We start from the raw sequence: 21,717 nt of genomic DNA on the forward strand, positions 1-21,717 counted from the left end.
ACGGCCCGCACGCCCGAGTCGGCCCGCACGCCCGAGTCGGCCCGCACGCCCGAGTCGGCCCGCACGCCCGAGTCGGCCCGCACGCCCGAGTCGGCCCGCACGCCCGAGTCGGCCTGCGGGGCCGAGTCGGCCTGTAGGCCCGCGGGGCGGCCTGCGGGTCCGCGGGTCCCTCAGAGGACGACCGGGGCCGCGCCGCTCTCGGCGACCAGGGGACGGCCCGCGCCCTCCCAGGCCAGCATGCCGCCGTCGACGTTGACCGCGTCCACGCCCTGCTGCACGAGGTACTGCGTGACCTGCGCCGACCTGCCGCCCGCCTTGCACACGACATAGGCGGTGCGGCCGTCGGCCGCCTCCGACACCTCGCCGAAGCGGGCGACGAAGCCGCTCATCGGCACGTGCAGGGCGCCCTCCGCGTGTCCTGCAGCCCACTCGTCGTCCTCCCGGACGTCCACGAGAAGGGCGTCGGCGGGCAGCGCGGACACGTCGACTGAGGGAAGTGCGGCGAAGCTCATGGGGGATGCTCTCTTCCGGTTCGGGCCAGTCCTTCGAACCTACTGCACCAGCCGTGCGAGTTCGGCCTCGCGCTCGGAGACCTGCGCGAGCAGCTGCTCGGCGATCTCGTCGAGCAGCCGGTCGGGGTCGTCGGGCGCCATCCGGAGCATGGCGCCGATCGCCGACTCCTCCAGGTCCTTGGCGAGGAGCGTCAGCAGCTCCTTGCGCTGGGAGAGCCATTCGAGGCGGGCGTAGAGCTCCTCGCTCTCGGTCAGCGGCGCGGGCTCGGGCCGGGGCCCCGCCTCCCACTCGGCGGCCAGCTCCCGCAGCAAGGCCTCGTCGCCGCGCCCGTAGGCGCCGTTGACGCGCGCGATGAACTCCTCGCGCCGCGCCCGCTCGCCGTCCTCCTGCGCCAGGTCCGGGTGGGCCTTGCGCGCCAGCTCGCGGTAGAGCTTGCGGGCCTCGTCGCTGGGCCTGACGCGGCGCGGCGGCCGCACGGGCTGCTCGGTGAGCATCGCCGCGGCCTCGGGGGAGAGCCCGTCGCTGTCGAGCCAGTCGTGGAACAGCTCGTCCACGCCCGGCATCGGCTGCACCATGCCGCGCGCCTCCCTGGCCTTGCGCAGGTCCTCGGGGTCGCCGCTGCTGCGCGCCCTCGCCTCGGCGATCAGGGCGTCCAGCTCGTCGAGGCGCGTGTACATGGGACCGAGCTTCTGGTGGTGCAGCCGGGAGAAGTTCTCCACTTCGATCCGGAACGTCTCCAGGGCGATCTCGAACTCGATCAGCGCCTGCTCGGCAGCCCGCACGGCCCGTTCGAGCCGCGCGCTCTGGGATTCACGTGGTACGTCCTGCGTCACCCGCCCAGCGTAGTGGCCGCGCACCGCCGCCCGTACGGCCGCGCGTCCCTGCGGCACCCGCCGGCCCGCGCCCGCCCCGGCACGGACGGCGTCTAGCAGCTGCCCTTCTTCACGCCCATGTGTGATTCCGCCCACCTCAGCAGCTCGTTGAGCGCGGGCTCCATCGCCGCGCCGCTCTCCGTGAGCCGGTAGGCGACCCGCAGCGGAGGCCCCTCGTCCACCTCGCGCACGACCAGCCCCTCGGAGCCGAGCTCGCTCAGCCGGTCGGAGAGCATCCGCTCGCTGATCCCCGGGATCGCCCTCCTGAGCTCGGAGAAGTGCACGGGGCGGGACATCAGGACGGAGATGATCGGGCCCGTCCAGCGCTTTCCGAGCAGCCCGAAGACACGGGTGATCCCCACGTCCACCTGTTTGCACACGTCTTCGCTGTGCTGCGCCATGCCTCACAGACTACTGGCCGCACTGCTCTTTCCGACGGGGGTGAAAAAAAGTAAGTGGCTGTGTTATCCATAGGTGCGAAGAGAACCCAAGGGTCTCCAATGAGTTCCCAAGGGTCCCCTTCGCTTCCACACCCCGTGTCCTGATCCTTTGGAGAACGCCCATGGCCACGCTGCTGCACATCGACTCCTCCCTCTTCCCCGAGGGTTCCGCCTCGCGCGAGGTCACCGCGAAGTTCGTCGAGGCCTGGAAGGAGCAGCACCCGGCCGGCACCGTGGTCTACCGCGACCTGGCCGCCCAGCCGCTCCCGCACCTCGACGCCGCCGCCGCTGCCGCGGGCCCCGACCACGCCCTGCGCGCGGAGCTCGCCGCCGAACTCGAGGCCGCGGACGCCATCCTCATCGGCGCCCCGATGTACAACTTCTCGATCCCCTCGACCCTGAAGGCGTGGCTCGACCACGCGATCATCGCGGGTCACAACGCCACCCCCGACTCCGCCGTCGGCAAGAAGCCCTTCACCATCGTGGCCAGCCGCGGCGGCTCGTACGCCCCCGGCACCCCCCGCGAGGACTTCGAGTTCGTGCAGACCTACCTGCGCAAGCTCCTCGAGGGCATGTTCGGCGCCACGGACATCCAGTTCATCGTCCCCGAGCTGACCCTGGCCCCGGTCAAGGAGGAGATGGCGGCGCTGCGCCCGCTCGCCGAGCAGTCCCGCACCCAGGCCCACGAGCAGGCCGCGGCCAAGGCGAAGGAACTGGCTGCCCGCCTGGCCGCCTGACCCGCGCTCGGCGCTCGCGGATCGCCCTGCCGGCGGAACGCGGCGGGCAGCCCCCCACCGGGGCGCCCCGCCGCGTTCCCGCGCACGGGTCCGGGCCGGCCTATGAAGAAGGCCACACCTGCGGCAGCCCGTACACGCAAGCCCGTACACGCAAGAAGGGCCCCTGCTGAGCAGGGGCCCTTCTTCTGTGGTGCGCGAGGGGGGAGTTGAACCCCCACGCCCTTTCGGGCACTGGAACCTGAATCCAGCGCGTCTGCCTATTCCGCCACCCGCGCATTGGGTGTGTCCCCGTGGTGTCCGCTGCTGCGTCTCCCTGGCGACATCTGAAGATTAGCACGCTGAACAGGGTGGGTTCACATCCGTTTCCGCCCCGCCCGCCAGGGGAAGGGGCGGCCCGCCCGGCGCCTGGCCGGGCCGCCGGGACGGCCTTGTACGGCCCGGCGCGACAGCGTCCGTACAGGGAAAGGACAGGGTCGGTACCCGCTCCTCAAGGGAGGGCGCCGAGTGCGGGACACTGTCAGAGGGCCACCTCTACGATCCGTGTGAGAGGCGACACCCATCGACCGGGCAGACAAGGGGAACCAGCCGATTTCCCGACGCGTGGATACGATCAGTAAGCAGTACGAGAGGCAGTGCGAGCGGTACGTTCCGCGCGGCGACGACGCCCGGTCCGGCCCGCGCGGCGGCGCGGCGGCGGCCCGCCGGGGCGGACCCGGCCGGGGACGCCGGCGCACGACCCGGCACCAGAGCCAGTACGACCACGGCAACGACTACGGAGGAGGTGCCTCATGGGAGTCCTGAAGAAGTTCGAGCAGCGCCTTGAGGGTCTGGTCAACGGCACCTTCGCGAAGGTGTTCAAGTCCGAGGTCCAGCCCGTCGAGATCGCCGGCGCCCTCCAGCGCGAGTGCGACAACAACGCGACGATCTGGAACCGCGAGCGGACCGTCGTGCCCAACGACTTCATCGTCGAGCTCAGCACGCCGGACCACGAGCGCCTGAGCCCCTACTCGGGCCAGCTCGGCGACGAACTGGCGGGCCTGGTCAGGGACTACGCCAAGCAGCAGCGCTACACCTTCATGGGCGCCATCAAGGTCCACCTGGAGAAGGCGGACGACCTCGACACCGGCCTGTACCGGGTCCGCAGCCGCACCCTCGCGTCGAGTACGTCACAGCAACCGCCCCAGCAACCGCCGCAGCACCAGGGCTACCGGCAGCAGGAGGGGTACGGCTACCCGCCGCGCGCCGTGCCGCCCATGCCCGACACCCCGCCGCCCGGCGGAGGCCGCGGGGGCTACGGCGGGGCTCCGGGCCCCGCCCCGAGTGCGGTGTCCCCCGCGAGGACCCGGCACTGGATCGAGATCAACGGCACCCGGCACCAGATCTCCCGCTCCACCCTGGTCCTCGGCCGCAGCACCGACGCCGACGTGCGCATCGACGACCCAGGCGTGTCCCGCAGGCACTGCGAGATCAGGACCGGAACGCCCTCGACGATCCAGGATCTCGGCTCCACCAACGGCATCGTGGTGGACGGGCAGCACACCACCCGCGCTACGCTCCGCGACGGCTCGCGGATCGTCGTGGGCAGTACCACCATCGTTTACCGGCAAGCCGAAGGGTGAAGCGGGGGCAATGTCAGAGCTGACCCTGACGGTCATGCGGCTGGGTTTCCTGGCCGTTCTGTGGCTGTTCGTCATCGTGGCCGTCCAGGTCATCCGCAGCGACCTGTTCGGTACGCGCGTCACGCAGCGCGGCGCGCGCCGCGGCGGCGGCGACACGAGGCCGCAGCAGAACCGGCAGAGCGCCGGACCGCCGCACCAGCGGCAGCAGCAGGGGGCGGGCCGGCAGCGCCGGGGCGCCCCGACGAAGCTCGTGGTCTCCGAGGGCACCCTCACGGGCACCACGGTCGCCCTCCAGGGCCAGACGATCACGCTGGGCCGCGCGCACGACTCCACGATCGTGCTGGACGACGACTACGCGTCCAGCAGGCATGCCAGGATCTACCCGGACCGCGACGGCCAGTGGATCGTCGAGGACCTCGGGTCCACGAACGGCACGTATCTCGACCGGACCCGGCTGACCACTCCGACCCCGGTCCCCCTGGGTGCACCGATCCGCATCGGCAAGACCGTCATCGAGCTGCGGAAGTAGTCACGACAATGATCGAGCGGAGCGAGCGAGCCGCCGCGGTCCCGCCAGCGGACCGGTGCGCGCTCCCGACCGGAGGGTGGGCACTGTGGCTCCAGACCGGCTGGTGCCGGATTCAGCGGGCGGCCCGACCGGAGGCGTGCGCATGACACTCACGCTGCGCTTCGCCGCCGGATCGCACAAGGGCATGATCCGCGAGGGCAACGAGGACTCGGGCTACGCGGGCCCCCGGCTGCTGGCCATCGCCGACGGCATGGGCGGGCAGGCGGCGGGCGAGGTCGCGTCCTCCGAGGTCATCTCCACGCTCGTCCAGCTCGACGACGACGTGCCGGGCTCCGACGTCCTCACCTCCCTCGGCGCGGCGGTCCAGCGGGCCAACGAGCAGCTGCGCCTGATGGTCGAGGAGGACCCGCAGCTCGAAGGCATGGGCACGACGCTCACCGCGCTGCTGTGGACGGGCCGCAGGCTCGGCCTCGTCCACGTCGGCGACTCCCGCGCGTACCTGCTGCGCGACGGCGTCCTCACCCAGATCACCCAGGACCACACCTGGGTCCAACGGCTCGTGGACGAGGGCCGGATCACCGAGGAGGAGGCCACCACGCACCCGCAGCGCTCGCTGCTGATGCGCGCACTGGGCAGCGGCGACCATGTGGAGCCCGACCTCTCGATCCGCGAAGTACGCGCGGGCGACCGGTACTTGATCTGCTCGGACGGCCTCTCCGCGGTCGTCTCGCACCAGACGATCGAGGAGGCGCTCGCCGACTACCAGGGCCCCCAGGAGACCGTCCAGCACCTGATCGAGCTGGCGCTGCGCGGCGGTGGCCCCGACAACATCACCTGCATCGTCGCCGACGTCATCGATCAGGACACGGGCGACACCCTCGCGGGCCGGCTCAGCGACACCCCCGTCGTGGTCGGCGCCGTCGCGGAGAACCAGCAGCTCGGCCACGACCCGACCGTCATGCAGACCCCGGCGGGCCGGGCGGCGGGCCTCGGCAGGCCGGTGCCCCAGCAGTCCCCCGGCGGCGCCTTCGGCCCACCGGGCAGCGGCGAAGCGGGATACGGCGGCATGCCGTCGGAGGACGGCGCGGACGGCCCCGAGGGACCGCACGGCTACCGCAAGGGCCACAGGTCGGACGGCGCCCCGCGCAGGAAGCGCACCTGGCTCAAGGCGTCCCTCTACACCGTGCTCGTGGTCGCCGTGGTCGCGGGCGGCGTCTACGGGGGCTACCGCTGGACCCAGACCCAGTACTTCGTGGGCTCCAACAAGCAGCACGTGGCGCTCTACCGGGGCATCAGCCAGGACCTGGCGTGGGTCTCGCTCTCCAAGGTGCAGACCGACCACCCCGAGATCGAACTGAAGTACCTCCCCGACTACCAGCGCAAGCAGGTCGAGGACACCATCACGGAAGGCAGCCTCGGCACCGCTCAGGGCAAGATCAAGGAGTTGGGCACCCAGGCCTCCGCATGCAAGAAGAACGAGGAGCGCAAGCGGGCCGAGCGCAGCTCGGAGCAGCAGGCGAGCAAGTCGCCCACGCCCGGCACGTCCGGCGCGCCGTCCGCCGGCGCCTCGCCGAGCACGGGCGCCGCCGGCACCGCGGGCACGGCGGGTGCCGGGGGAGGCACCGCCGGAACCGTGGGCGAGCAGACCGCCGCGCACTCCACCGTCAACCAGCCGCACCCTCCGTCTCCGGGCCCCACCCTCTCGGAGGAGGAGCAGAAGCTGGTCTCCAACTGCGAGCAGCAGTAACGGGGGCACAGGGGGCCTCTCCACCACCATGAGCATCTCCAACACCACCACCATCGGCGCGATCGACGCGCCCAGCAGGCGCAACACCGAGCTGCTCCTGCTCGTCTTCGCCGTCGCCGTCGCCGTGTTCGCGTACCTCAACGTCGGCCTCGCCCTCGACGGCAAGGTCCCTTCGGGCGTCCTCGGCTACGCGCTCGGGCTCGCCGCGCTCGCGGGCGTCGCCCACCTCGTGGTGCGGAAGTTCGCCCGCTACGCGGACCCGCTGCTGCTGCCGCTCGCCACGCTGCTCAACGGCATCGGGCTCGTCTTCATCTGGCGCCTCGACCAGTCGCCGCGCCTGATCAGCCTGGCCAAGCTCGCCTACGGGTCGTTCACGCCGTCCGCGCCCAAGCAGATGCTCTACTCGGCGATCGGCGTCGCGATCTTCGTGGTGGTCCTGCTGTTCCTCAAGGACCACCGCGTCCTCCAGCGGTACACGTACGTGTCGATGGTCGTGGCGCTGATCCTGCTCATCTCGCCCGTCTTCTTCCCCGCGCAGTTCGGCGCCCGCATCTGGATCCGCATCCCGGGCCTCGGCTCGCTCCAGCCCGGCGAGTTCGCGAAGATCATCATCGCGGTGTTCTTCGCGGGCTACCTCATGGTCAAGCGCGACGCCCTGGCCCTCGCGAGCCGCCGCTTCCTCGGGCTCTACCTGCCGCGCGGCCGCGACCTCGGCCCGATCCTGGTGATCTGGGCGCTGTCCATCCTGATCCTGGTCTTCGAGACCGACCTCGGCACCTCGCTGCTGTTCTTCGGCCTCTTCGTGGTCATGCTGTACGTGGCGACGGAGCGCACCAGCTGGATCGTCTTCGGCCTGCTGATGTCGGCGATCGCCTCGGTCGGCGTCGCCTCCTTCGAGCCGCACGTCAAGTCCCGGGTCACGGCCTGGCTCAACCCGTTCGACTGCTACAAGTCGACCGGTGCCTGCCAGCAGATCGGCGACGCCCTGATGTCCTTCGGCTCGGGCGGCACCCTCGGCACGGGGCTCGGCCAGGGCAACTCCGACCTGATCGGCTTCGCGGCCAACGCGGACTTCATCCTCTCCACCGTGGGCGAGGAGCTCGGCCTGGCCGGCACGATGGCGATCCTGCTCGTGTACGGGCTGATCGTCGAGCGCGGCGTGCGGACCGCCCTCGCGGCACGCGACCCGTTCGGCAAGCTGCTCGCGATCGGCCTCACCAGCGGCTTCGCGATCCAGGTCTTCGTGGTGGCCGGCGGCGTGATGGGCCTCATCCCGCTGACGGGCATGACGATGCCGTTCCTCGCGGCGGGCGGCTCCTCCGTCATCGCCAACTGGGCCCTCATCGGCATCCTGATCAGGATCAGCGACACCGCTCGCCGTCCGGCCCCGGCCCCCGCACCCTCACCCGACGCCGAGATGACCCAGGTGGTCCGACCGTGAACAAGCCGCTGCGCCGCATCGCGATCTTCTGCGGCCTCCTCGTCCTCGCCCTGCTGGTCCGCGAGAACTGGCTGGGCTACGTCAAGGCGGACGCGCTCAACACCAACAAGTACAACCAGCGCCCGACGATCGAGCGCTACAGCCACCCGCCGGGCAACATCATCGTCGACGGCAAGCCGATCACCGGCGCCGTCAAGACCGACGACCCGTACTACAAGTACAAGCAGACCTGGAAGGACGGCTCCCTGTGGGCGCCGGTCACCGGGTACGGGTCGCAGGCGTACGGTTCCACGATGCTGGAGGGCGTCGAGGACGGCGTCCTCAGCGGGAACGACCCTCGGCTGTTCTTCGACCGCACGGTCTCGATGTTCACCGGCAAGACGCAGACCGGAGGCGACGTCGTCACGACGCTCAACGCCGACGCCCAGAAGGCCGCGTACGACGGGCTCAAGGGCAAGAAGGGCGCGGCCGTCGCGATCGACCCCACGACGGGGAAGATCCTCGCCCTCGCCTCCACGCCGAGCTACGACCCCTCGTCGATCGCGGGCCGCACCGACGGCACGAGCTGGAAGCAGCTGACCAGCGACAAGAACCAGCCCATGCTCAACCGGGCGCTGCGCCAGACCTATCCGCCCGGCTCGACGTTCAAGCTGGTCACCGCGGCCGCCGCACTCCAGAACGGCGAGGTCACCGACCCCGACGCGAAGACCGACTCGCCGCTGCCCTACATCATGCCGGGCACCACCACCCCGCTGGCCAACGAGGGCAACCTGCCCTGCAAGAACGCGACGCTCCGGCTCGCGCTCACGGTCTCCTGCAACAGCGTCTTCGGCCACCTCGGCGTCGAGGTCGGCAAGGACAAGATGCTGGACGAGGCGAAGAAGTTCGGCTTCAACACCGAGCAGTTCGTGCCGGTGCGCTCGGCCGCGTCGGAGTTCCCGACCGACATCAACCAGTCGCAGACCGCGCTGTCCTCCATCGGCCAGTTCGACACCCGCGCCACCCCGCTCCAGATGGCCATGGTCGCCTCGGCGATCGCCAACGACGGCAAGCTGATGAAGCCGTACATGGTGGACGAGCTGCGCGCGCCCAACCTGGACGTGATCGACAAGACGCAGCCCGAGCAGATGAGCCAGCCGCTCAGCCCCGAGAACGCGCAGAAGCTCCAGTCGATGATGGAGTCCGTGGTCAACGACCCGCAGGGGACCGGAGGCAAGGCCAAGATCAGCGGCGCGACCGTCGGCGGCAAGACCGGTACGGCCCAGCACGGCGAGAACAACAGCGGCCTGCCGTACGCCTGGTTCGTCTCGTACGCGAAGGTCGGCAACAGCTCGCCCGTGGCGGTCGCCGTGGTCGTCGAGGACGGCGACGCGAACCGCGACGACATCTCGGGCGGCGGCCTCGCAGGCCCGATCGCGCGGGACATGATGAAGGCCGTGATCGACAGTGGCAAGTGAGTCCCGCGGCCCCGGCCCCTGCGCGCCGGAGTCAAAGCCGGGGCCCGCAGCCCGGATACGGAGAGGCCCCGCGGCCAGCGTACCGGTCCTGTATCAGGTCAGACGCTCCGGCGAATCCGGTGCGGCGGGCCCGGTAGCCTTGCCGCGGACAGCACACCGCCGGACCACACACCGGTGCGGTCGGTACTGACGGAGAGGGCCGGAACAGACATGGATGAGCCGCGTCGCCTCGGCGGCCGGTACGAGCTGGGCTCGGTGCTCGGCCGTGGTGGCATGGCCGAGGTCTACCTCGCGCATGACACCAGGCTCGGCCGGACCGTCGCCGTGAAGACGCTCCGCGCGGACCTCGCGCGCGACCCGTCCTTCCAGGCCCGGTTCCGCCGGGAGGCCCAGTCCGCAGCGTCGCTCAACCACCCGGCGATCGTCGCCGTCTACGACACGGGCGAGGACTATGTCGAGGGCGTCTCCATCCCGTACATCGTCATGGAGTACGTCGACGGCTCCACCCTGCGCGAGCTGCTGCACTCCGGCCGCAAGCTGCTGCCCGAGCGCACACTCGAAATGACGATCGGCATCCTCCAGGCGCTGGAGTACTCGCACCGCAGCGGCATCGTGCACCGCGACATCAAGCCGGCGAACGTCATGCTCACGCGCACCGGCCAGGTCAAGGTCATGGACTTCGGCATCGCGCGCGCCATGGGCGACGCGGGCATGACCATGACACAGACGGCGGCCGTGATCGGTACCGCGCAGTACCTCTCCCCCGAGCAGGCCAAGGGCGAGACCGTCGACGCGCGCTCCGACCTCTACTCCACCGGCTGCCTGCTGTACGAGCTGCTCACGGTGCGGCCCCCGTTCGTCGGCGACTCGCCCGTGGCCGTCGCCTACCAGCACGTGCGGGAGGAACCGCAGCCGCCGAGCGTCTTCGACCCGGAGATCACGCCCGACATGGACGCGATCGTCCTCAAGGCGCTGATGAAGGACCCGGACTACCGCTACCAGTCGGCCGACGAGATGCGCGCCGACATCGAGGCGTGCCTCGACGGCCAACCCGTCGCCGCCGCCGCGGCGCTCGGCGCCGTCGGATACGGCGGCGGCTACGGCCCGCAGGACCAGCCCACCACGGCGCTGCGCTCGCAGGACCAGGGCGGCCAGACGTCGATGCTCCCGCCGATGAACCCGGACGACGGGGGCTACGGCGGCTACGACGACCGCTCCGGCGGGCGGCGCCGGCAGAAGAAGTCCAACACCGGCACGATCCTCATCGTGATCGCGGCGATCTGCGTGCTGGTCGGCGCGATCCTCATCGGGAAGTACATCTTCACCGGCGACTCGGGCTCCGACCGGATCACCGTTCCCTCGCTGGTCGGGCAGACGCTGCCCGAGGCGCGGAAGTCCGCGCAGAACGCGGACGTCAAGCTCACCCAGTCCGGCACCGACAACTGCGACCAGCCCAAGGGCTCCATCTGCAGCCAGTCCCCCGCCAAGGGCACGATGGACGTGGGCGGCACGATCAGCGTCGTCGTCTCCGCGGGCGCCGCGAAGGTCGAGGTGCCGGACGAGAAGGGTTCCGACCAGGACTCGGCCACCCAGGACCTGGAGTCCAAGGGCTTCAAGGTCGACGTGCGGACGGTCGAGTCCGACCAGGACGAGGGCACGGTCGTCTCGCAGGACCCGGCGGGCGGCTCCAAGGCCGCGAAGGGGGCGACGATCACGCTCAAGGTCGCGAAGACCGCGCAGGTCGTGGTGCCACCCGTCACCGGCAAGCAGGTGGCGGACGCCAAGAGCCAGCTGGAGTCGATCGGCTTCGTGGTCGACACCCAGCAGGTCGACTCCGACGAGGACGCCGGCACGGTGGTCTCGCAGAGCCCGCAGGGCAACGAGAAGGCGCCCGCGCACAGCCATGTGAAGCTCCAGGTCTCCAAGGGCCCGCAGAAGCAGCAGGTCGCCGTCCCGACGATCAACCCCGGCACGAAGCTGGGGGACGCGCAGAACGCGATCAAGGGCGCCGGGCTGAACCCGGTGGTCGCCGACGGTTCGCCGAACGACCCGAACAACTCCTACGTCGCGAGCATCGACCCGGGCGCGGGCACCATGGTCGACCAGGGGAGCAATGTCACCCTGACCACGGTGGGGCCGCCGTCGGGCGGCGACGGGAACAACCAGAACGGCGGGCTGCCCGGCGGGTTCTTCGGCGGGAACCACTGACGCCCGGCCGCACCCCGCGTCAGCGCAGCTCGCGCGGCGGGGTGCGGTCCTCGTCGACCTTCTGCGTGCGCACCAGCTGCGACCAGACGATGTAGCGGTAGTCCGAGGTGTAGACCGGCGTGCAGGTGGTCAGCGTCAGATAGCGGCCCGCCGTGGTCTTCCCGGACTCCCTGGGGATCTGCTGGATCGTGTTGACGTTGTACTTCGACGTCGACGGCAGGATCTTGTAGACCTTGTAGACGTACCAGGTGTCCCGGGTCTCGACCACGACCGGGTCGCCGACCTTGACCTTGTGGATGTTGTGGAACTTGGCGCCGTGGCCGTCGCGGTGCGCGGCCAGCGTGACGTTTCCCGTCGTGTCCCAGGGGAGCGCGGACTTGACGGGGGACGTGTAGTAGCCCGCGACGCCCTGGTTGAGCACGCCGACGCCGGTGCCCTTCTTGATCAGCACCTCGCCGTTCTTCATCGAGGGGACGTGCAGGAAGCCGATGCCGTCCTTCGTGTCGAACGACGGCGCCTTGCCGTCCGTTCCTGCGGGCGGGGCCGCGGCCCAGTGCCTGCGCACCTGGTCGGCCTGGCGGCCCGCCTCCTTGTCGGCCGTGACGTTGGTCCACCACAGCGAGTAGACGACGAACAGGCCGAGCAACAGGCCCGCGGTGATGAGCAGTTCGCCGACGACGGAGAAGGCCCCTGCGACCGGGCCGCGCCGCGCCCGCGGCGGGCGGTCGGGCCGCCGCTGTGCTCTGCCGTCGTGCCCGGTCGTGGATGCCACCCCTGCTCGCCCCGTTTCCCCTGGTCGGTTTGTCGGCCGGTCCGTGTCGCCCCGGCGCCCGCGCCCCGCCGTCAGTGGTGCTGGAGAGCCGCGGGCAGCCCCTGGCTGCGAGGCTGCTCGCTGACCATCTTGCCCCAGACGATGAGCCGGTAGGTGCTGGTGAACTCGGGCGTGCACGTGGTCAGCGTGATGTAGCGGCCCGGCTGGGTGAAGCCCGAGCCCTGCGGGATCGGGGAGATGACCCCCACGTTGGAGGGCGAGGTCTGCGGCAGCGTGCGCGTCATCTCGTACGTGTAGTACTCGTCCTGCGTCTCGACGACGACCTTGTCGCCGGGCACCAGCTGGTTGATGTAGCGGAACGGCTCGCCGTGGGTGTTGCGGTGGCCCGCGAGCGCGAAGTTGCCCGTCTTGTCCTCGGGCATCGCCGTCTTGAGCGGCCCCTCGGCGTAGTGGCCGACCTCGCCGTGGTCGAGGACCTTCTCCTTGCTGACGCCCTGCGCGATCGGCGCGACCACGTCCAGCTTGGGGATGTGGATGATCGCGAAGCCCTGGCCCGGCTCGAACGCCCCGGCTGCCGGGCCCTTGTGGGACTTCCAGGTGCTCTGGATCTTGCTCGCCTCGTTGTCGGCGAAGTTGTCCGCGCGGACGTTGGTCCACCACAGCTGGTACGTCACGAACAGCAGCATCAGCACGCCGAAGGTGATGAACAGCTCGCCCACGGCGCGGCTGATCACCACGCCGGGGCTGTCCTTGAGCGCGCGGGCGGCCTGCCTGGCCTCGATCCGCGTCAGGGGGCGCCCGGTCGGCGCGGCGGGCGCGGGCGCCTGCGGCCGTCTGCGGCCGCGCGCACCGGCCTTGGCCGCCTTGCGGCGCTCGGCCCTGCCGCCCGCGGGCGGCGGCTCCTCGCCCCCCACGGCCCTGCGGACGTCCGCTGAGCGCAGGGCGACGGTCTCCTGGTCCACCACGGGCCCCCCGGGCGCGGACGGCGCCGTGGGCGCCTTCGGCAGATACGTCGTCGGGGCGTCGCCCGCGGGCGGCACAGGAGCGGGCGGCGGTGTCTTCGGGAGGAACGTCGTCGGGGTGTCCGCGACCGGCGGCACGGGGGCAGGGCCCGCCGTCTTCGGCAGGAACGTCGTGGGCGTGTCGCCCGCGGGCGGCGCCGGGGCCGCACCCGAAGGCCGGGGAGCCGGGGGCGTCTTCGGCAGGAACGTCGTCGGGGCGTCCCCTGCGGGCGGCGTGGGCGGCACCTTCGGCAGGTACTCGGTGGCCGCCTCTGCGGACACCGGAGGCCGGTGCGGCGCCGGGGCCTCGTGGGGCGCCTGGCGGGGCGCCTGGCGGGGCGCCTGGCGGGGCGCCTGCGGCTGCGGCGCCGGTACGGGCCGCGTCGCCCCGGGCCCGGCCTCGGGCGGCCGCGCGGGCGTGCGGGGGTCGCGTACCGCACGGGGCGGCGGCCCGTCCTGCGCGGGCCCTGCCGCGGGCGGGCGCTCCACGGGCGGCGGGGGCGGCGAAGCGGCCGGCGGGCGCGCGTGCCGGCCCGAGGGGCGCTCGGGCGGCAGGCTGCCCGGGGGCTCCTGCGGTATGGGCTCGGCCGCGGGCGCCGCGCGCTCGGGCTGCGGCGCCGCGGGGCGCGGCGGGGCGCCGGGAATCGGGTCGGTCAGCGGGTCGGCGAGGCCGCTGACGACCGCCTCGAACCCGGCGGCGCCGGATTCACGGGCCGTCCGCGGCTCGTCGGGGGCGCCGCCGAGGTCGCCGTCCTGCTCGGGGCGGAGTGCGGTCACGCGACGGCTGCCTTCCCCACCACCGGCGCGAGGCCGGAGGACCTGGCCACCGCGTCCGGGTCGCCGCACCGCGCCAGCCAGTTGGCGAGCATCAGGTGGCCGTGTTCGGTGAGAACCGACTCGGGGTGGAACTGGACGCCTTCGACGGGCAGTTCACGGTGGCGCAAACCCATCACGATGCCGTCGGCCGTGCGGGCGGTGACCTCGAGCTCCTGCGGCACGGTCGCGGGCTCGGCGGCCAGCGAGTGGTAGCGCGTCGCCGTGAACGGCGAGGGCAGCCCGGCGAAGACGCCCTGCCCGCCGTGCTCCACCGGCGAGGTCTTGCCGTGCAGCAGCTCGGGGGCGCGGCCGACGACCCCGCCGTACGCGACGGCCATCGCCTGCATGCCGAGGCAGACGCCGAAGACGGGCACGCCGGTCGCCGCGCAGTGGCGGACCATGTCGACGCAGACGCCCGCCTGTTCGGGCGTGCCGGGACCCGGCGAGAGCAGGACGCCGTCGAAGCCGTCCTGCGCGTGTGCGGTCGTCACCTCGTCGTTGCGCACCACCTCGCACTCGGCGCCGAGCTGGTACAGGTACTGCACGAGGTTGAAGACGAAGCTGTCGTAGTTGTCGACGACGAGAACGCGCGCGCTCATCCCGCGGCACCTCCGGATCCGCCGTCGACGGTGACGTCGTTGAAGGGCAACAGCGGCTCCGCCCACGGGAAGACGTACTGGAACAGCAGATACACGACCAGGAGTACGAGAACGATCGAAAGGGCCGCACGCACCCACGTGTTGCCCGGCAGATGCCGCCAGAACCACCCGTACATGCCCGCGCTCGCCGCCCCTTCGGTCCCTGCCGCCCCGGGCGCACCGCCCGCGTTCCGCTCGCACCAGACTAAACGGCGGCGGCGGCCCGCGGGCGGCGCATTCCTGACCTGCCCGGGGGTTTGCCGGTTGTGCTTCGTCACAGTCGTCGCAGCGGTGTTCGGGCGCCGCGCTCAGTCATTTCACAGGCTGCGCATAGTGGAGGTCCGTCGTGCCTGCGTAGCCGGGCAGCGTGGTCCCGCCATCGTCGTGCACACGCCACCCGAGCCCGTACGCCTGTACGTACAGCAGGTAGTTCTGGATCGAGGGTGCCGCGTCGAGCGCCTTGTGCAGCTTCGCCGGGTCGCCGACCGCGGTGATCCGGTACGGGGGCGAGTAGACGCGGCCCTGGAGGATCAGCGTGTTGCCGACGCAGCGCACGGCACTCGTGGCGATCAGCCGCTGGTCCATCACGCGGATGCCGCGGGCGCCGCCGTTCCACAGCGCGTTGACCACGGCCTGGAGGTCCTGCTGGTGGATGACGAGGTCGTTGGGCTGTGGCTCGGGGTAGCCGGGCGCGGCGGTGGCGTCGGGCGGGGCGTCGTCCAGGGTGACGGTGACGGCGTCGCCGGTCAGCGTCCTGGTGCCCGCCCGGTCCTCGAGCCCCCGCAGGTGCGCGTCCTCGGCCGCGGTCGAGCCGTCGTCGCGCCCGGCGAGCGCGTCGACGTCCCGGCGCACCGCGGCGTCGTCGCGGTCGAGCTCCGCGTTCTTGGCGCTGCGCTCCTGAATCAGGTCGGAGAGCTTCAGCAGGGACGTGTCGGTGCGGATGTCCGTGCCCTTGGCGGTGTTGAAGCTCGTCACGAAGAGGAGGCCGGCGAGGCCGAACACGGCGAGCGTGAGCAGCCGGACGGGCCGGACTCCGCGGCGTCCCGCGGGCTCGTCCGGGGCTCGGGCGCCTGGTGCTGAATTGCTCAACGTACCCTTATCTCCTCCGGAGCCACGGAAGCACTACGCTAACGGAGCGCCCGGCCGGGTCGCCCGTCCCCCGGCCTCCGGCCTCCCGGTTCGCCGGCCGTTCAGTCCCCTGCGCGGTCACGCAGCACATCGACAGGAGAGTTCCTCGTGCCGAAGTCCCGCATCCGCAAGAAGGCGGATTTCACGCCGCCGCCCACCGCCAAGGCCACGGACATCAGGCTGTCCAACCGGAACTGGGTGGCCCCGGTCATGCTGGCGATGTTCCTGGTCGGGCTCGCCTGGATCGTCCTCTACTACGTGACGGGCGGGGACCTCCCGGTCGAGGCGCTGGGCAGCTGGAACATCGCGGTCGGGTTCGGGTTCATCGCGGCGGGGTTCGGCTTCTCCACGCAGTGGAAATGAGGAAATCCCGTCCGGGGGCGTAACCCCCAGGCGGTCGGGAGAGTTATCCACAGTCGTTTCCACAGCAGGGGAAAAGGTCTGAAGATCTGTGGATAACTTCACGGCAGGTTGACGCCGGTATGACCGCAGCCGTCGCTCACCCCACCGCACGGGCCCGGTTCGCCTCACCTCTGGGCGGCCGTTCCCGCAGGTCAGGCGCGCGCGACGGCCGCTGGGCCCCTGTCGCGCACACGACATGCACAAGATCCGCCACGCACTGTGGAAAACCCGGGCACGACCGGGGTCCGCGCGGCGGCCGCCGGGCGGGCGGCCTCAGGTCAGCATCGCCGTCCTGACCAGGATCACCACGACCGTCGCCGCCAGCACCCCGGCGAAGGTCGCCGCCTGCACCAGGTCGCGGTGCGCGCGCGGCGCGTGCACCAGGCCGACCGCGAGCACGGCGCCCGCGACGAGCCCGCCGATGTGCGCCTGCCAGGCGATGCCCGACCAGAAGAACGTGATGAAGAGGTTGATCGCGAGGAGCGCGATCACCGGCCGCATGTCGTAGCGCAGCCTGCGCACCAGCACGGCCGTCGCGGCGAACAGTCCGAAGATCGCACCGGATGCGCCGAGCGACGCCTGGTCGGGGCTGGCGATCAGATAGGTGAGCGCGCTGCCCGCGAGCCCCGAGACCAGGTAGAGCGCGGTGTAGCGCAGCCGGCCGAGCGCCGCCTCCAGGGGCGCGCCGATCCACCACAGGCTCAGCATGTTGAAGCCGATGTGGAAGATCTCCTGGTGGTCGAAGACCGACGTGAACAGGCGGTACGGCTGGCCGTCGGCGACGCCGTACCCGAACAGCAGGAGGTCGCCCGCGGTCTGGCCGCGCATCTGCACCGCGAGGTACACCGCGATGTTGATGCCGATGAGGATCTGCGTGACGAGCCGCTGGTTCTGGCCCTGGCGTACCGGGGCGCCCGCGATCGTGCGGGGCCTGCTGTCGCCGCCCCGGCCCGGGGCCGAGGGCGAGCGGGCGGCCCAGGGCGCGCCCCCCGGCGCCGCGGCGGGCGCCGCGGCTGCGGCCCGGTGGGAACCCGCGGACACGGCGGGGCCCGTGCCCCGCACGCAGTCGGGGCACTGGAAGCCGACCGAGGCGCTCACCATGCACTCGGGGCAGATCGGGCGCTCGCAGCGCGTGCACCGCACGCCCGTGCCGCGCCCCTGGTGCCGATAGCAGCCGGGCAGGCCCGGGGCCGCCTCCGCCTGGTCCATCCCACGGTCCTCTACACGTCGGTGACGACGGCGGCTGTGCCGCCGCCCCTGGCCCGGCCGCTCCCGGGGGAAGCGGGCCCGCCCCCCGCCCGTCGCGCGCCGGGCTCCGTCCGCCGCGCGGACGGTACACCAGCTACACGGACGGGCGGGGTCGGAAGGTTCCCGCCCGGATCAGCGCGTCTCGACCGAGACCGACTCGATCACGACGTCCTGGAGGGGGCGGTCGGTGCGCGGGTTGGTCTGCGAACCGATGATCGAGTCGACTACCTGCTTGCCGGACTCGGTGCTGACCTCGCCGAAGATGGTGTGGCGGCGGTTGAGGTGCCCCGTGGGGACCGCGGTGATGAAGAACTGCGAGCCGTTGGTGCCGGGGCCCGCGTTCGCCATCGCCAGCAGGTAGGGGCGGTCGAACGACAGGTCGGGGTGGAACTCGTCGGCGAACTCGTAGCCGGGGCCGCCGGTGCCGTTGCCCAGCGGGTCGCCGCCCTGGATCATGAAGCCGCTGATCACACGGTGGAAGATGGTCCCGTTGTAGAGGGGCGCGGTCGTCTTCTCACCCGTCGCGGGGTGCACCCACTCGCGCCCGCCCGTGGCGAGGTCGACGAAGTTCTTGACCGTCTTCGGCGCCTGGTCCGGAAAGAGCCGGATCTCGATGTCGCCGTGGTTGGTCTTCAGGGTGGCGTACAGCTGCTCGGCCACGATGTGCCTTCCGTAAGTCTGCTCTGACTTACCCGATCCTCGCACGGACGCCGCCGCCGATGGGCGCGCGGGCATGCGAGAGCACCCCGGGGCGCATTCGGCGCCGCGTCGGGGGTAACGGGGAGCTACGGGGCCTTCGGAGTGGCCGAGGGGCCGCCAGGAGGACGGATCTGTGACACGGATGCCTGTAACGCATGCCGACAGGGGGTGCGCCAGGCATGATTTCGAAAAAGCAAAAAAGGGTGGACAGGCGACATTTCACACGCCACCGAGGAGGATGATCCTGTGACCCGCATGGACAGCGTGCGCGCCGCTACCGATTCAGCGAAGGAGAGCGTGCAGCACGCCGCGGAAGCGGTGGCTCCGTACGCCGGAACGGCCAGGGACCAGGCCGCGCAGTACGCACACGAGGCACGGGTGCGGCTCGCGCCGACCGTGTCGAAGGCAGCTCAGCAGGCGCGCGTCCAGTACGACTCGCTCGTCGCGCCGCACGTGCCGCCGAAGGTCGATCTCGCGGCGCAGAAGGCCGCCAAGCGCACCAGGACCGCAGCTCGGCAGGCCGCCGAGTACACGGCTCCCCGGGTCGAGCAGGCCAGGGCGGCCGCAGGCCCGATGGCGGAGGAGGCCGCGGCGCGTTCCGCCGCCGCGTTCGCCGCGCTGCGCGGACAGGTCACGCTGCGCGAGATCCAGAAGCTGGCGGCGAAGCAGCGCCGTCGGGCGAGGGCGGGCCGCGCCTTCAAGGGTCTCGCGATCCTCGGCGTGGTCGCGGGCGGCGCCTTCGCCGCGTGGAAGTGGTGGGACAAGCAGGCCAACCCCGACTGGCTGGTCGAACCGCCGGCTCCCGCCGAGGGAACGGACCGGCCGAACCTGACGTCGGTGGACGGATCGTCCGAGGCGGAGGCCGCGAAGGACAGCGGCGCCACCAGGGACACGGAGCAGGAGACCCGCGGCAAGCGGTCTTCCTGACGTCCCGTCCCGCGGGGCCCTGCCCCGCGGTGGCTGCTCGTCGGCGCCTGCACCTTCGGGTGCTCCGCGCCTTCGGCCGTGGAACGGCCTGTTCCACGACGTCTTGTCCGGCACACGGTGTTCAGTGGGGCGCCGGGACTCCCGTACGGGACCCGGCGCCTCATGCTGCCGCGAGCGCGACGTCGCCGAGCCCTGCGATGCCGCTGTCGAGGGGCTGCTCGGCCGGGATGCGGCGGACCGAGGGGGACGAGCCGTGGGCCTCTGCGGTGATGCGCTGCTTGATCGTGGGCGGCAGGGCGCGTTCGCGGGGCGCGGCTTCGGCCGCGGCGGGTTCGGGGGCTCGGTTCCGTGCGGCGGCTGCGCCGGTCGAAGCGGCGGCCGTGCCGCTGGTGCCGGCGCGTGGCGCGGGCACGGGGACCGGCGCGGCGGGCGCGGGGGCGACGGTCTCGGCGCCGCGGCCTGCGGGCTGGTCGGCCGGCTGCGCGACGGAGCGCGCGGCGTTCGCGGGGGCGGTGAGGCCGAGGGTGGCGAGTACGGCGAAGAACGCGGTGATGAACGCGGTCCAGAGGTTCCTGACCTTGACGACGGCCATGACTCCTCGCTTTCGGGTGAGAGGCGGCCGCACAATCGGCTTATCCGGATTTGCGCGGTTTGAGTACGTTCATCATGATGAGGATCCGCAGCCGATTCCGGTGGAGATACGCCGTCGTGCGCGCAGTTCTTCGGATGAACACCACCCGTTCAGCCGATCCTCACATGCGAAAAGCAGAAAACCGCCGATCCGCCGGCGACCGCGCCGACCGCCTCGCGCGCGCCCCGATCGTGCTCAACACCCCTGCACATGAGGCGAGTTGCGGAACTCTCCGACTCCCGCACCCCCTCCGGCACGCGCGCCACAGGTCCGCAACCCGAGCGCGCCCCGTCGCAGACGTCCGCGCCGCGCCGCGAGGTCCCTCCCCCCTGTGACCCCTCGACACCCCCGAGCCCCGCGCGGAACGGCGCCCCAGGCCGTCTCACCTCGGGGATTGCATGGCCATGCAAGAGGATGCATACTCTTGCTATGTCCAAGGTCCTCTCCTCCCTGCCTGTCGGCGAGCGCGTCGGCATTGCCTTCTCCGGCGGTCTCGACACCTCTGTCGCGGTCGCGTGGATGCGTGACAAGGGCGCCGTCCCCTGTACGTACACCGCCGACATCGGCCAGTACGACGAGCCCGACATCGCCTCGGTGCCCGACCGTGCGAAGGCCTACGGCGCCGAGGTCGCCCGCCTCGTCGACTGCCGGGCCGCCCTCGTCGAGGAGGGGCTCGCCGCCCTGGCCTGCGGGGCCTTCCACATCCGCTCGGGCGGCCGCGCCTACTTCAACACCACGCCGCTGGGGCGCGCGGTCACCGGGACGCTCCTCGTCCAGGCGATGCTCAAGGACAACGTGCAGATCTGGGGCGACGGGTCGACCTTCAAGGGCAACGACATCGAGCGCTTCTACCGCTACGGCCTGCTCGCCAACCCCCGGCTGCGGATCTACAAGCCGTGGCTCGACGCGGACTTCGTCACCGAGCTCGGCGGCCGCAAGGAGATGTCGGAGTGGCTGACGGCCCACGGCCTCCCCTACCGCGACAGCGCGGAGAAGGCGTACTCGACCGACGCCAACATCTGGGGCGCGACCCATGAGGCGAAGACCCTGGAGCACCTGAACACCGGCGCGGAGACGGTCGACCCGATCATGGGCGTCCGGTTCTGGGACCCCGAGGTCGAGATCCCCGCGGAGGACGTGACGATCGGCTTCGACCAGGGCAGGCCGGTGACGGTCAACGGCAAGCAGTTCGCCTCGGCGGTCGACCTCGTGATGGAGGCGAACGCCATCGGCGGCCGGCACGGCCTCGGCATGTCGGACCAGATCGAGAACCGCGTCATCGAGGCCAAGAGCCGCGGCATCTACGAGGCACCCGGCATGGCCCTGCTGCACGCGGCCTACGAGCGCCTGGTCAACGCGATCCACAACGAGGACACCCTCGCCCAGTACCACACCGAGGGCCGGCGCCTCGGCCGCCTCATGTACGAGGGCCGCTGGCTCGACCCGCAGGCGCTGATGATCCGGGAGTCGCTCCAGCGCTGGGTCGGCTCGGCCGTCACCGGCGAGGTCACCCTCAGGCTGCGCCGCGGCGAGGACTACTCGATCCTCGACACCTCGGGCCCCGCCTTCAGCTACCACCCGGACAAGCTGTCGATGGAGCGCACCGAGGACGCCGCCTTCGGCCCCGTGGACCGCATCGGCCAGCTCACCATGCGCAACCTCGACATCGCCGACTCCCGCGCCAAGCTGGAGCAGTACGCGGGCCTCGGCCTGATCGGCACCGCGAACCCGGCCATCGGGGCCGCGCAGGCCGCGGCGACCGGGCTGATCGGCGCCCTGTCCGAGGGCGGCGCCGAGGCCATCGCCTCCCGCGACGACGAGCCGGGCGACGAGGAGCTGCTGGACCGCGCGGCGATGGAGGCGGGCACGGACTGACCCCGCGACCACGGGCA

General features: G+C 71.6%; 21 protein-coding genes, 1 tRNA gene and 1 pseudogene. 11 read left to right on the forward strand and 12 right to left on the reverse strand.

The genetic code is table 11. The features are described 5' to 3' along the window. Positions 1-137: pseudogene (locus tag AB0910_RS20185) on the forward strand (hypothetical protein); the annotation flags it as partial. Positions 138-170: 33 nt separating this feature from the next. Here the strand turns inward: AB0910_RS20185 and AB0910_RS20190 are convergent. The 3 genes from AB0910_RS20190 to AB0910_RS20200 all read right to left on the reverse strand — a co-directional run bounded on the left by AB0910_RS20190 (position 171) and on the right by AB0910_RS20200 (position 1,786). After that, positions 171-512 (reverse strand): rhodanese-like domain-containing protein, encoded by a 342-nt coding sequence (locus AB0910_RS20190; RefSeq protein ID WP_366745962.1) that lies wholly within the window; start codon positions 510-512, stop codon positions 171-173. 39 nt (positions 513-551) lie between these two features. After that, positions 552-1,346, reverse strand: a complete 795-nt coding sequence (locus tag AB0910_RS20195) for a hypothetical protein (protein ID WP_366745963.1) — start codon at positions 1,344-1,346, stop codon at positions 552-554. Positions 1,347-1,438: 92 nt separating this feature from the next. After that, a complete protein-coding gene (locus AB0910_RS20200; protein ID WP_366745964.1) occupies positions 1,439-1,786 on the reverse strand; it encodes a helix-turn-helix domain-containing protein in 348 nt (115 codons plus the stop codon). Positions 1,787-1,947: 161 nt separating this feature from the next. Here AB0910_RS20200 and AB0910_RS20205 point away from each other — a divergent pair, with 161 nt between their 5' ends. Further along, positions 1,948-2,562 carry an NAD(P)H-dependent oxidoreductase gene (locus AB0910_RS20205; protein ID WP_366745965.1) on the forward strand — a complete coding sequence of 205 codons (615 nt, stop codon included), beginning with the start codon at positions 1,948-1,950 and terminating at the stop codon, positions 2,560-2,562. A 188-nt stretch (positions 2,563-2,750) separates the two neighbouring features. Here the strand turns inward: AB0910_RS20205 and AB0910_RS20210 are convergent. Further along, positions 2,751-2,837, reverse strand: a tRNA-Leu gene (locus AB0910_RS20210). 513 nt (positions 2,838-3,350) lie between these two features. On the opposite strand from AB0910_RS20210, the gene AB0910_RS20215 reads away from it, so the two are divergent. The 6 genes from AB0910_RS20215 to pknB all read left to right on the forward strand — a co-directional run bounded on the left by AB0910_RS20215 (position 3,351) and on the right by pknB (position 11,563). Then, on the forward strand, positions 3,351-4,181 hold the full coding sequence (locus AB0910_RS20215) for a DUF3662 and FHA domain-containing protein (RefSeq protein ID WP_366745966.1): 831 nt from the start codon (positions 3,351-3,353) through the stop codon (positions 4,179-4,181). Positions 4,182-4,191: 10 nt separating this feature from the next. Further along, positions 4,192-4,710 carry an FHA domain-containing protein gene (locus tag AB0910_RS20220; protein ID WP_345644285.1) on the forward strand — a complete coding sequence of 173 codons (519 nt, stop codon included), beginning with the start codon at positions 4,192-4,194 and terminating at the stop codon, positions 4,708-4,710. 142 nt (positions 4,711-4,852) lie between these two features. Then, positions 4,853-6,457 carry a Stp1/IreP family PP2C-type Ser/Thr phosphatase gene (locus AB0910_RS20225; protein WP_366745967.1) on the forward strand — a complete coding sequence of 535 codons (1,605 nt, stop codon included), beginning with the start codon at positions 4,853-4,855 and terminating at the stop codon, positions 6,455-6,457. Between the two features lie 28 nt (positions 6,458-6,485). Beyond that, positions 6,486-7,898 carry an FtsW/RodA/SpoVE family cell cycle protein gene (locus AB0910_RS20230; RefSeq protein WP_366745968.1) on the forward strand — a complete coding sequence of 471 codons (1,413 nt, stop codon included), beginning with the start codon at positions 6,486-6,488 and terminating at the stop codon, positions 7,896-7,898. Beyond that, on the forward strand, positions 7,895-9,355 hold the full coding sequence (locus AB0910_RS20235; RefSeq protein ID WP_366745969.1) for a penicillin-binding transpeptidase domain-containing protein: 1,461 nt from the start codon (positions 7,895-7,897) through the stop codon (positions 9,353-9,355). Before AB0910_RS20230 ends, AB0910_RS20235 begins: the two co-directional genes overlap by 4 nt. A gap of 210 nt (positions 9,356-9,565) precedes the next feature. Continuing rightward, complete coding sequence (gene pknB, locus AB0910_RS20240) at positions 9,566-11,563, forward strand: Stk1 family PASTA domain-containing Ser/Thr kinase (protein ID WP_366745970.1); 1,998 nt, start codon at positions 9,566-9,568, stop codon at positions 11,561-11,563. 19 nt (positions 11,564-11,582) lie between these two features. On the opposite strand, the gene AB0910_RS20245 is transcribed toward pknB, so the two are convergent. The 5 genes from AB0910_RS20245 to AB0910_RS20265 form a co-directional block, all read right to left on the reverse strand. Further along, positions 11,583-12,335 carry a class E sortase gene (locus AB0910_RS20245; protein ID WP_366745971.1) on the reverse strand — a complete coding sequence of 251 codons (753 nt, stop codon included), beginning with the start codon at positions 12,333-12,335 and terminating at the stop codon, positions 11,583-11,585. Positions 12,336-12,406: 71 nt separating this feature from the next. Then, positions 12,407-13,825 (reverse strand): class E sortase, encoded by a 1,419-nt coding sequence (locus AB0910_RS20250; protein ID WP_366746013.1) that lies wholly within the window; start codon positions 13,823-13,825, stop codon positions 12,407-12,409. Between the two features lie 284 nt (positions 13,826-14,109). Next, positions 14,110-14,751: an aminodeoxychorismate/anthranilate synthase component II gene (locus tag AB0910_RS20255; protein ID WP_366745972.1), complete on the reverse strand. Its 642-nt coding sequence runs from the start codon at positions 14,749-14,751 to the stop codon at positions 14,110-14,112. Further along, complete coding sequence (locus AB0910_RS20260; RefSeq protein ID WP_345644309.1) at positions 14,748-14,927, reverse strand: hypothetical protein; 180 nt, start codon at positions 14,925-14,927, stop codon at positions 14,748-14,750. The genes AB0910_RS20255 and AB0910_RS20260 overlap by 4 nt, the downstream gene beginning before the upstream one ends. A 175-nt stretch (positions 14,928-15,102) precedes the next feature. Next, positions 15,103-15,879 carry a DUF881 domain-containing protein gene (locus tag AB0910_RS20265; RefSeq protein ID WP_366745973.1) on the reverse strand — a complete coding sequence of 259 codons (777 nt, stop codon included), beginning with the start codon at positions 15,877-15,879 and terminating at the stop codon, positions 15,103-15,105. Between the two features lie 147 nt (positions 15,880-16,026). Between AB0910_RS20265 and crgA the strand changes: the two genes are divergently transcribed. Then, a complete protein-coding gene (gene crgA, locus AB0910_RS20270; RefSeq protein WP_366745974.1) occupies positions 16,027-16,281 on the forward strand; it encodes a cell division protein CrgA in 255 nt (84 codons plus the stop codon). A gap of 312 nt (positions 16,282-16,593) precedes the next feature. Here crgA and AB0910_RS20275 read toward each other — a convergent pair whose 3' ends face one another. Both AB0910_RS20275 and AB0910_RS20280 read right to left on the reverse strand, forming a co-directional pair. Next, positions 16,594-17,529, reverse strand: coding sequence for a rhomboid family intramembrane serine protease (locus tag AB0910_RS20275; RefSeq protein ID WP_366745975.1), 936 nt, complete (start codon positions 17,527-17,529; stop codon positions 16,594-16,596). Positions 17,530-17,700: 171 nt separating this feature from the next. Next, complete coding sequence (locus tag AB0910_RS20280) at positions 17,701-18,228, reverse strand: peptidylprolyl isomerase (RefSeq protein ID WP_366745976.1); 528 nt, start codon at positions 18,226-18,228, stop codon at positions 17,701-17,703. Between the two features lie 285 nt (positions 18,229-18,513). Here AB0910_RS20280 and AB0910_RS20285 point away from each other — a divergent pair, with 285 nt between their 5' ends. After that, a complete protein-coding gene (locus AB0910_RS20285; protein WP_366745977.1) occupies positions 18,514-19,194 on the forward strand; it encodes a DUF5324 family protein in 681 nt (226 codons plus the stop codon). A 160-nt stretch (positions 19,195-19,354) separates the two neighbouring features. Here AB0910_RS20285 and AB0910_RS20290 read toward each other — a convergent pair whose 3' ends face one another. After that, positions 19,355-19,786 (reverse strand): DUF6344 domain-containing protein, encoded by a 432-nt coding sequence (locus AB0910_RS20290; protein WP_366745978.1) that lies wholly within the window; start codon positions 19,784-19,786, stop codon positions 19,355-19,357. A gap of 468 nt (positions 19,787-20,254) precedes the next feature. On the opposite strand from AB0910_RS20290, the gene argG reads away from it, so the two are divergent. Next, positions 20,255-21,700 (forward strand): argininosuccinate synthase, encoded by a 1,446-nt coding sequence (gene argG, locus AB0910_RS20295; RefSeq protein WP_366745979.1) that lies wholly within the window; start codon positions 20,255-20,257, stop codon positions 21,698-21,700. Positions 21,701-21,717: the final 17 nt, after the last annotated feature.

It is taken from the genome of Streptomyces sp. NPDC047002 (genome assembly GCF_040704505.1).
Taxonomy (GTDB): Bacteria; Actinomycetota; Actinomycetes; order Streptomycetales; family Streptomycetaceae; genus Streptomyces.